The 9,990-nt window shown below is 69.3% G+C and carries 9 protein-coding genes and 1 pseudogene; 5 read left to right on the top strand and 5 right to left on the bottom strand.

The window, feature by feature from the left end; translation table 11 throughout:
• A pseudogene (locus FNQ90_RS04975) lies at positions 1-263 on the bottom strand (hypothetical protein); the annotation flags it as partial.
• Positions 264-615: 352 nt separating this feature from the next.
• Here FNQ90_RS04975 and FNQ90_RS04970 point away from each other — a divergent pair.
• The 5 genes from FNQ90_RS04970 (at position 616) to FNQ90_RS04950 (ending at position 7,645) form a co-directional block, all read left to right on the top strand.
• Complete coding sequence (locus FNQ90_RS04970; protein WP_182605143.1) at positions 616-1,059, top strand: carboxymuconolactone decarboxylase family protein; 444 nt, start codon at positions 616-618, stop codon at positions 1,057-1,059.
• Positions 1,060-1,285: 226 nt separating this feature from the next.
• Positions 1,286-2,536 carry a transglycosylase family protein gene (locus FNQ90_RS04965; protein ID WP_182605142.1) on the top strand — a complete coding sequence of 417 codons (1,251 nt, stop codon included), beginning with the start codon at positions 1,286-1,288 and terminating at the stop codon, positions 2,534-2,536.
• A gap of 375 nt (positions 2,537-2,911) precedes the next feature.
• A complete protein-coding gene (locus FNQ90_RS04960; RefSeq protein WP_182605141.1) occupies positions 2,912-3,724 on the top strand; it encodes an SAM-dependent methyltransferase in 813 nt (270 codons plus the stop codon).
• The gene (locus FNQ90_RS04955; RefSeq protein ID WP_323379780.1) at positions 3,721-5,880 is read left to right on the top strand and encodes a putative bifunctional diguanylate cyclase/phosphodiesterase; all 2,160 of its coding nucleotides are present in this window, start codon (positions 3,721-3,723) and stop codon (positions 5,878-5,880) included. Before FNQ90_RS04960 ends, FNQ90_RS04955 begins: the two co-directional genes overlap by 4 nt.
• Before the next feature lie 568 nt (positions 5,881-6,448).
• The gene (locus FNQ90_RS04950) at positions 6,449-7,645 is read left to right on the top strand and encodes an acyl-CoA dehydrogenase family protein (RefSeq protein ID WP_182605140.1); all 1,197 of its coding nucleotides are present in this window, start codon (positions 6,449-6,451) and stop codon (positions 7,643-7,645) included.
• Between the two features lie 87 nt (positions 7,646-7,732).
• Here FNQ90_RS04950 and FNQ90_RS04945 read toward each other — a convergent pair whose 3' ends face one another.
• The 4 genes from FNQ90_RS04945 to FNQ90_RS04930 are packed head-to-tail and all read right to left on the bottom strand — an operon-like array spanning position 7,733 to position 9,658.
• A complete protein-coding gene (locus FNQ90_RS04945; RefSeq protein WP_407699303.1) occupies positions 7,733-8,311 on the bottom strand; it encodes a GAF domain-containing protein in 579 nt (192 codons plus the stop codon).
• On the bottom strand, positions 8,265-8,882 hold the full coding sequence (locus FNQ90_RS04940) for a GTP-binding protein (protein ID WP_182605139.1): 618 nt from the start codon (positions 8,880-8,882) through the stop codon (positions 8,265-8,267). The genes FNQ90_RS04945 and FNQ90_RS04940 overlap by 47 nt, the downstream gene beginning before the upstream one ends.
• The gene (locus tag FNQ90_RS04935; RefSeq protein ID WP_182605138.1) at positions 8,860-9,237 is read right to left on the bottom strand and encodes a DUF742 domain-containing protein; all 378 of its coding nucleotides are present in this window, start codon (positions 9,235-9,237) and stop codon (positions 8,860-8,862) included. The genes FNQ90_RS04940 and FNQ90_RS04935 overlap by 23 nt, the downstream gene beginning before the upstream one ends.
• A gap of 4 nt (positions 9,238-9,241) precedes the next feature.
• The gene (locus tag FNQ90_RS04930; RefSeq protein ID WP_182605137.1) at positions 9,242-9,658 is read right to left on the bottom strand and encodes a roadblock/LC7 domain-containing protein; all 417 of its coding nucleotides are present in this window, start codon (positions 9,656-9,658) and stop codon (positions 9,242-9,244) included.
• Between the last annotated feature and the right edge of the window lie 332 nt (positions 9,659-9,990).

The raw sequence follows: 9,990 nt of genomic DNA, 5'->3' as shown, positions 1-9,990 counted from the left end.
GGTCGGGCGGGGTGTCTGCGGGCCCTGGCCTCGCGGTTGAGGCTCTCCCGCAGGAGCGGCAGGTAGTCGGTGACGTCGAGTCCGTCGATGGGGCGCTCGTTGCGGAAGGCCCCGTCGCGGAAATGGGGTGAGGAACGCATGCGCTCCAGGCGGGCGCCCCCCGGCTCGGCTCCCAGGGAACGAAGCCGCAGGGCGTGCCGGAACCGTCGGAACGAGCGGCCGGCGGGGGCCGTGACCTCCCCGGGACGATCGGTGCTGGACAACGGACCTCCAGGTGGCGGTGGTGCGGGCGGAACTCTCGGGTTCCGCCCCGTCGGGAACGGTGGGCCCCGACCTCTTCTCTCGTTTTCTCCTGTTGTCCATCCTCACCCGCATCGGGGGAACGCACACGTCATCGGTGCGGACGGCGTGCGCGGGCGTGCCGGGGGGTCGATGGAAGACGCGTTCCCGGGGTAAGGATGCGCTCACCCCGCGTTCCGGTGGCCGAAACCGTTCGGGTGAATCCGACACCGGGGCCCGGTTCGGGACACCGTTCCGGGCCACACCCCGCACGGCATCCCGGGGGACCGCCGGGGCCGGGGAGCACACGGGACCACAGGGGAGAGGCAGGGGCAGATGACCGAGACCGCAGGCACCCACACCGTCGGGGACGGCTTCGGGGGCACGGTGGGGGACGAGGAGCGTCACAAACGGGGTATGGACAGGATGCGGCAGGTGCTCGGCCCGCACGCGGACACCGTGTTGGGGGATCTCGCCGAGGTGGCTCCCGAACTGGGTCGCTTCATCGTGGAGTTCGCCTACGGGGAGGTTCACAGCTCACCGGGGCTCGACCACCGGCAGCGCTCCCTGGTGGCGATCAGCGTGCTGAGCGGGATAGGCGGCTGCGACCCGGCGCTGGGGCTGCACGTGCACGGGGCGCTGAACGTCGGGTTGGACCCCTCGGAGATCGTCGAGGCGGTCATGCAGTGCGCGGTGTACGCGGGCTTTCCCCGGGCGTTGTGCGCGATGGCCGTGGTCCGAAAGGTCTTCGAGGAGCGGGGGGTGTTGCCGCGGGAGTGAGGCCGGTCGCCGGCGCGGGGCGCGTCGGGATCGTCGCACCGGTGGACGCGCCCCCGCCGGTGCTCCGTCCGCGCCCCGTGCGCCCACCCGTGTCGGCCCGTCGAATACCCTGCGCTCCCTTGTCGGTGCGCTGTGCAGCCCCTAGCCTGGGTGCGCCGCGCAAGCAGGCGGCAGTTCGCGCACCGACGCCCCGTCAACGGGGCGTCCGGAACGGGGAGGACCTCGGATGACCACACGAGGGCGTCACCGCCGTCACCGACCGAGTCCCGCCGTCCGGGCCTCGTTGACCGTCACCGCCTCCGGAGCGGGTCTGGCCCTGCCGCTGGTCTCGGCCACCGGCGCCCAGGCCGCGCCGCCGGAGGTGTGGGAGAAGGTCGCCGACTGCGAGAGCGACGGCACCTGGGACATCAACACCGGCAACGGCTACTACGGCGGCCTGCAGTTCAAGCAGAGCACCTGGGAGGAGTTCGGCGGCACCCGGTACGCGCCCCGGGCCGACCTCGCCGAACGCGACCAACAGATCGCAATCGCCGAGAAGGTGTTGGAGGGTCAGGGCCCCGGCGCGTGGCCGGTCTGCTCCACCCGTGCGGGATTGGTGCGCGGTGCCGGGGCTTCCGTCGTCGCCCCGGAGCCACCCGTGCCGTCCGGCCCGAAGGCCGTGGCGGAGGACCCGGCACCGGCCGGGGCCGCCGAGGATCCGGGCGGGGGCTCCCCGAAGGGCTCGGAGGGCCCGGTTCGGACGGCCGGGGCGACCGGGAAGGTCCCGCAGGGCGGTGCCGGGGACCACCGCGTGGTCCGCGGGGATACCCTGTACCGAATCGCCGGTCAACACTCCGTCGAGGGCGGATGGCAGTCGCTGTACGAACTGAACCGTTCCGTCATCGGGAACGACCCGAACCTGATCCTCCCCGGTCAACGGCTGTCCCTGCCCGCGGGCACCGTCGTCGCGGAACGGCCCGCGTCGCGGGACGAACGGCGCGCGGACCCGGCTCCGAAGCAGGCGGAGAAGCCCGCACCGAAGCCCGCCGCGGTCGAGAAGCCGGCGGAGAAGCCCGCACCGGCCCCCGCGAAGGCATCCCACACCTCTCCCGTGGACGGTGCCACCGGGGCGTCCTACCGCACCCGGGGCAGCGGTTGGTCGCTGGGCTACCACACCGGTGTGGACTTTCCCGTGCCCACCGGCACCACCGTGCGGTCGGTGTCCGCGGGCACGGTGGTCTCGGCCGGTTGGTCGGGATCCTTCGGCTACGAGGTGATCGTCCGTCACGACGACGGCCGGTACAGCCAGTACGCCCACCTCTCGGCGATCTCGGTGTCGGCCGGCCAACCCGTGGGCACGGGACAGCGGTTGGGTCGCTCGGGCTCCACCGGCAACTCCACCGGTCCGCACCTCCACTTCGAGATCCGGACCGGCCCCGGTTTCGGCACCGACATCGACCCGATCGCCTACCTCCGGCAGAACGGCGTCGGCATCTGAGACCCCGCGCCGCCGCGTTGTCGCGCCGTCCCGCTCCCCCGCGTCCGGGGCGGCGCGTCGGCACGCCGGAAAGGGCTCACCCGCCTCCCGGCGGTGGGAGGCGCCGACTGCACATGCCGGGCGCCCCTTCCCCCGCCCCGCCCGGGAGAGGTGAAAGGTCCGGCGCGGAAGGCGGACCCGCACTTCGGGGACACGTCCTCCCCCGTCATGGGGATGACTCCCGGGGAAAGCACCCTCTTACGTCCGGCAAACCCGTGCATATGCCCACCGATCCCTCCACCGGCGGAACCTTCACCCCCGCTTTGCTTCCCTACCCGCGCCACCGGTCAGTACGCTCTGCCCGGACTCCAAATCACCGAGCCCCGGGAGATGTTGATGGAGCGACCCGATTGGGCCCCGCAGGGAATCGACCTGTCCGTGCCGAGCGTCGCGCGCATGTACGACTACTACCTGGGCGGATCCCACAACTTCGAGGCCGACCGGGTGGCCGCCCGCGCGGCCATGCAGGCGTTCCCGGGCCTGCCGAAGATCATGCAGGCGAACCGGGCCTTCATGCGGCGTGCGGTCCGTTACGCGGTGGATCAGGGCGTCACCCAGTTCCTCGACATCGGCTCGGGAATCCCCACCTTCGGCAACGTCCACGAGGTGGCGCGCGCCGCCCACCCGGAGGTCCGGGTGCTGTACGTGGACCGCGACCCGGTCGCCGTCGCGCACAGCCGCGCCGTCCTCGAGGACGATCCGCGAACCCGCGTCCTGGCCGCCGACTTCCGCGACCCGGAGGCCGTGCTGAACAGCCCCGAGGCGACTGAACTGTTCGACTTCGACCGCCCGATCGCGCTGCTGTTGGTGGCGCTGCTGCACTTCGTCGAGGACACCGACAAGCCGCTGGAGACGATGGCGACCTACCGCGCCGCGATGGCCCCCGGCAGCCTGTTGATCCTCACCCACGCCTCGACGGACACCGGCCCGCGCACCGAGAAGGAGGGGGACGCGGTCAGCGACGTCTACCGCCGGGGCGGCAACAATCTGGTGATGCGCAACCGGGAGGAGGTCACGGCCTTCTTCGAGGGCATGGAGATGGTCGAGCCCGGCCTGGTCCCCATGCCCGAGTGGCGCCCCGAGGGTCCGCTGGACCAGGAGGACCCCGCGGTCTTCACCGGCTTCGCGGGAGTGGGACGCACGGCGTGACACCTGCCCACCCCGGGGCACCGCGGGAAAGGGACGGCGCGGCGGAACCCCCGGACGGCCCGGAGCGGTTCGCCCGCATCTGGTGCCGCGCCGTCTATCCCTCCACGGCCACCTCGATGACCCGGGAGGAGTTCGCCGAACTCCTGCTCGAGCTGACCCACCGCCTGACCGCCGCTCTGCACGCGCACCCCTTCGACCCGGCGCCCGGCCAGGCGGTGGGCGAGGAACTGGTGCGCGCGCACTGCACCGGCGCGGATTCCCTCCCCCGGATGTTGGACGTCATCGACGCCTACCTCCTCCTCTACTGCCTGGAGCCCGATCGGCTGGAGACCGAGGACGCGCGGGTGCGCTGCACCCGGCTGCAGCACGCGATCGCCGCCGGTTTCGCCCGGGCCCTCCAGGAACGCACCCGCAGCGAGCAGGAGACCCTCTCCCGGGCCGCGCTCACCGCCCAGAAGGAGATCGCCGGGGCACTGCACGAGAGCGAGGCCCGTTTCCGGGCGATCTTCCGGGACGCCGCCCTGGGCATCGGAATCGCCGACATGGAGGGGCGGATCATCGACTTCAACGACTCCCTGGCTCGGATGCTGGGCGGATCGGACTATCACATCCGCAGCAGGAACGTGCGGGACTGGACCCACCCGGACGACGCGCCGGAGGTCTGGCGGCTCCAGGGTGAGCTGATGCGCGGGGAGCGCGACCACTACCGGGTGGAGAAGCCGTACCCGCGCAGCGACGGCACCGTCCTGTGGACCAATCTCACCGTTTCGTTGCTGCGCGACCCCAACGGCGAGCCGCAGTACATGCTGGCGATCGTGGAGGACATCTCCGAGCGCCGGCTGTTCAACCTGCGACTTCGCTACCAGGCCACCCACGACGAGCTGACCCATCTCCCCAACCGCGCTCTGTTCTTCGAACGGTTGGAGCAGGCCCTGAACCCCGACAGCGGATACCGACGGGTCGGGCTGTGTTACCTGGACCTGGACGGGTTCAAGGCGGTCAACGACAGCCTCGGGCACGCGGTGGGCGACCAACTGCTGATCGCGGTGGCCGAGCGGCTGGAGGAGGCACTGGCCGGACGCGGTCGTCTGCTGGCGCGGATCGGCGGCGACGAGTTCGTCGCCATGGTCCTGGACCCCTCCTCCCCCGCCGAGGTCGTGGAGCTGGCCCACCGGGCCCTGGAGGCGATCTCCGCCCCGGTGGAGGTCGGCGGACGCGAACTGATGGTGCGCACCAGCATCGGTGTGGTGGAGGGCGCTGTGTCGGAGCTGAGCTCCGCGGAGGTGCTGCGCAGCGCGGAGATCACCATGTACCGGGCCAAGTCCGAGGGCGGCAACCGCTACGCGGTGGCCGACCCGGACTCCGACGCCCGCGCCATCAGCCGACACCACCTCACCCACCACCTGCCGGGCGCCCTGAAGGGGTGCGAGTTCTTCATCGAGTACCAGCCGCTGATCCGGATGGCGGACGGGCGCACGGAGGGCGCCGAGGCGCTGGTGCGGTGGAGCCACCCCCGGCACGGCGTGCTGGGACCGGACCGATTCATACCGCTGGCCGAACACACCGGACTGATCGTGCCGTTGGGCCGGTGGGTGCTGCGCGAGGCGGTGCGACAGGCACGCGAGTGGCAGGACGAGGGCAGAGGGGGCGCCGAACCGCTGCGGGTGAACGTCAACCTCTCCCCCCGCCAACTGCACCATCCCGATCTGGTGGAGGAGACGGTGGGGGTGCTCGAGGAGTTCCGCGTGGCTCCGGAGGCGTTGTGCCTGGAAGTGACCGAGAGCGCCATGGTGCGGGCCGACGACCACGAGTTGAAGCCGCTGCGCAAGCTCTCGGAACTGGGGGTGGGCATAGCTTTGGATGATTTCGGGACGGGCTACTCGAATCTGGCGAGCCTGCGCCGACTGCCGGCCGGGACCCTGAAGCTGGACCGCTCCTTCACCGAGGGGTTGCAGCACCACCCGGCCGATCCGGTGGACCTGAAGATCGTGGACGGCATCGTGTCGCTCGCCCACACCCTGGGGCTGGCGGTGACCGTGGAGGGCGTGGAGACCTCCGGGCAGGCGGACCGGCTCCGGGAGTTGGGATGCGACTCGGCACAGGGGTGGTACTACGCCCGCCCCGGGCCTCCGGAACAGCTCCCGATCACTGTGTGAGGGTGGCCGGGACAGGTCCCCGGGACCCCGGAAAATCCGGGGAGCGAGCCGGACTCCGGCGTGCTCCCCCCCACTTTCCGCTCCGCGGGAAACACGGCGGTCACCCGCTCCCGATGCTCTGAGGGAATGAGCCCCCGGCTTCCCCTTCCCCTGTCGATCCCCGTCCCTCGGACCCATCTCCGCGGCAAGCACTCCCGGACCGGCCCGGCTCGGACCGTCGACTTCAAGACACTTTTCCTCCCGCTCACGCCCTCGAGGCGGAGGCCGGACACACCTCTTCCCGCCAACCACGTGTACGGCACCCGCGACTCGTGGTCGATCACCGTGCATCGGGCACGCGATGGTGGATCCGGTGGGAGCGATCGGAACAAGCCGGCTCGGAACAAGGATGAAGCCACTCACGGGAGCGATTGTCTGATTTTCAACCATACTTTCGACGCGATCTTGAAAGCCCTCGGATACCGACCAGGATGTTCCCGTCGATCGGGGACATCCGGCGCTCGCCGGCCCTCTCGGCCCACGACACCCGAACGGGACGACGCAGGCTTCCCGGGGGAGAGGAAACGGGATGGACCACTTGACGGAGCCCGAGCACGAGGAGTTGCGCCACCGGGTACGAGATTTCGCGGAACGCGAGATACGACCGCGGGTGGTCGAGATGGAGGCCGACCGACGCGCACACCACGAACTGTCACGCCTCATCGCCCGCCAGGGGTGGATCGGGATCACCGTTCCCCGCCGTTACGGCGGTTCGGAGGGAGGCCATCTGGCGAAAACCATCGTCATCGAAGAGGTGGCACGGGTCAGCGGCGCCATGGGAGCCATGGTGCAGGCATCCCAGCTCGGCGTGGCCAAAATCATGCACTTCGGCACCGAGGAGCAGAAGAAGCGCTGGCTGCCCCTGGTGGGCAGCGGCGACTGCCTGCCCACCATCGCCGTGACCGAATCCGAGTCGGGTGGCCACGTTCTGGGCATGGGGAGCACCGCCGTTCGGGACGGTGGGGAGTGGGTGCTCAACGGAAGAAAGGTGTATGTCGGCAACAGCCATGTCGGCGACCTGCACGGCGTCGTGGTACGCACCGGACCCGGTTCCGGAGGATTGAGCGCCTTCCTGGTGGAATCCGACCGGCCGGGTTTCTCCGTGGGCGAGCAACGGCCCGCCATGGGGTTGCACGGCTTCTCCTTCGGAGAGTTGATCTTCGAGGACTGTCGGATACCGGCGGAGAACCTCCTGGGACGGGAGGGGGACGGCCTGGCTGTGGCCTACTCCTCCAGCACGCTGTACGGGCGTGCGAACCTCACCGCCGTATCACTCGGTATCCACCAGGCCATTGTGGAGGAGACCACGGCCTTCTGCCTGGAGCGAGAGCGGTACGGGGCCCCCCTGGCCGAGTTGGGCAACATCAAGCTCAAGCTCGGACAGATGCAGTCCCGTTTGATGACGGCCCGCCTGACCGCCTACCACGCGGTGGGGCTGCTGGATCGTGGTCTTCCCTGCGACCCGCAGTTGATGAACGCCAAGCTGGTCAACGTGGAGTCCGCCATCGACTCGGGACGGGACGCCCTGGAGATTCACGCCGCCGCGGGACTGTTCACGGACCGTCCCATCGAACGGTATCTGCGCGACGCCTTCCACATACACGCCCCGGCCGGGACCTCGGATATCCAACGACTGCGTCTGGGGGAGATGGCCCTGGGAGTCGATCGGGGCCAATGGTCCGAACGCCTCTCCCACCTGGTGCGCCGGGAGTGCGGGACGCGGTGACCCCCATCGCACCTCACCGCGTCCCGTCGCCGGTCCTGTCGACTCCCCGTCCCGAAGACGGATCGACAGGACCGGCGACGGGCCCGCTCATATCCCGATGCCCGGGTGTGCACCCCGCCGACGGAGCAACTCGGCCATCTCCTCCGCCATGCTCTTGATGACTCCCAGACCCTCCCGTCCCCACGGCCGGGGTTCCTGCGCGACGACACAGATGGTTCCCAGAGCGATGCCGGACCCGTCCATCAGGGGAGCACCCATGTAGGAGCGAATGCCGATCTCGTCCACAACGGGGTTTCCCGCGAATCGGGGATAATCGCACACGTCCTCCAGAACCAGCGCCTTGCGACGTACCACCACATGCGGGCAGTATCCGTGGTCACGGGCCATGATCCGGCCGGGCACTGAATCCTCGACGGGCTCGAGAGTGACCGGTCGGTCCATCGCGGGGGTGTGAAGCCCCGCGAAGTACTGCCTTCGCTCGTCGATGAAGTTGACCATGGCGAAGGGCGCGCCGGTGGTGTGAGCCAGACGGCGGGCGAACGCGTCGAACTCCGGCAGCGGCTCCTCCTCTATCCTCAACTCCTTCAGTCGCTCCACCCGACGGGGAGCGTCGAGGTCCTCAGGGGTGAGCAACAGGTGACTGGTGGGGTCGGGAAACATCGTCATGATCACTCCTGGAGTCGATCAGGTGCTGAACGAGTGTAATGAGCACCCGGGTTCCGGAAGCGGACTGACGAGCGTCGCACATCACCACCGGAACCCCCGGGTCGAGGTCGATGGCCTCCCGGATTTCATCCGGGGTGTAACGGTGCGCGTGATCGAACTCGTTGACCGCCAGAACAAAGCCGATACCACGGCGTTCGAAGAAGTCCACCGAGGCGAAACAGTCCTCCAGCCGCCGGGTGTCGGCCAGGATCACCGCTCCCATGGCGCCTTCGCAGAGTTCGTCCCACATGAACCAGAAACGCTCCTGACCGGGAGCGCCGAAGAGGTAGAGGATGTGCCGCGGACCGAGCGTGATCCGACCGAAATCCATCGCCACCGTGGTGGTGGACTTCTCCTCGACGCCATCGAGATCATCGGTACCGATCCCGGCCCGGGTGAGCAGTTCTTCGGTACTGAGGGGTTCGATCTCACTCACCGCGCCGACGAAAGTCGTCTTACCGGCTCCGAAACCGCCCGCGATCAGAATCTTCACTGCCGTGGGAAATGGATCAGAGCCGTGTGCGGAGTCCATGCAGGACCGCCTCCAACAGGTCTCGGTCGGTCGGATCGGGGGCTGCGACGGCGGGAGCACGGGTGGTCACGGCTCCGCTGTCCACCAAATCGGAGAGAAGTACTTTGGTAATGGTGGCCGGAAGGTGAAGATGTGCCGCGAGTTCGGCCAGGGAGATGGGCTTTTGACACAACTCGAGCAATCGGGCGTGGTCCGGACCGAGATAGTTCCCCGCCCCATCCTCGACGGCCACCACCATCGTCAGGAGGTCGAAGTCCGAAGTGGGTCGGGTCCGCCCCGAACTGACAGTGTAAAGACGGACGAGACGTCCGGCTTTCTCGTCCACCCACGGTTGATGTCCGTGCGACTCCGACATCGGGTCACTGACCGCCCGACCCACGCGCCGGTGTGGCCAGGACCGGACGCACGCTCTTGACCAACATTCCCATCTCGTACCCGAGAACAGCCGCGTCCGCCTCACGCTCGGCCAGCACCGACAGGCAGGCTCCCTGTCCGGCGGTGGAGACGAACAACAATATCGATGCGAGTTCGACCACCACCTGCCGCACCTCGCCGTTGTCCCCGAAGCGGGCACCGGCGCTACGTGCCAGCGAGTAGAGACCCGAGGAGAGAGCCGCCAGATGGTCGGCGGCGTCGGTGTCCAATCCGTGCACGGCCTTGACCAGACCGTCGCTGGACAGCAGCAGGGCACTTCGGGTGTGGGGAACCCGCTGAACGAGACCGGTCAGCAGCCAGGACAGGTCAGTGTTCCCCTGGGCGGTCGCTTCACTCACCATGATCGGTTGATTCTCCTCGGGTGCTCGTGCGTGTACCGGTCGCGCCGACGGGTGGCACGGCCGTGGGATTCCCGGTGTCCTCCGCGAGTTCGGCCCCACGACGGAAAGCCGCCATCAGACCGGGATCGTGGGCGACCTCACCACCGGGGGAAGGGGCTCGACGGGATGGCTCCCCCCGAAGCTCCGGCACCAGGTGCTGCTGACGTCGTCGGCGCGGCAGGTCCGGACGGCCGTCACCGGACGACTCCGGCAGCGGATGGGTCGGATGGGACCGGGAGGGTGGAGCGGTGATGTGGCCGGTTCCGGCGACGGGCGCGGGCTCCCCGGGGGCG

It is taken from the genome of Streptomyces alkaliphilus, assembly GCF_014141535.1.
Taxonomy (GTDB): Bacteria; Actinomycetota; Actinomycetes; order Streptomycetales; family Streptomycetaceae; genus Streptomyces; species Streptomyces alkaliphilus.
Note: the sequence above shows the minus strand (reverse complement) of the source record. Positions and strands in the feature narration are given on the sequence as shown.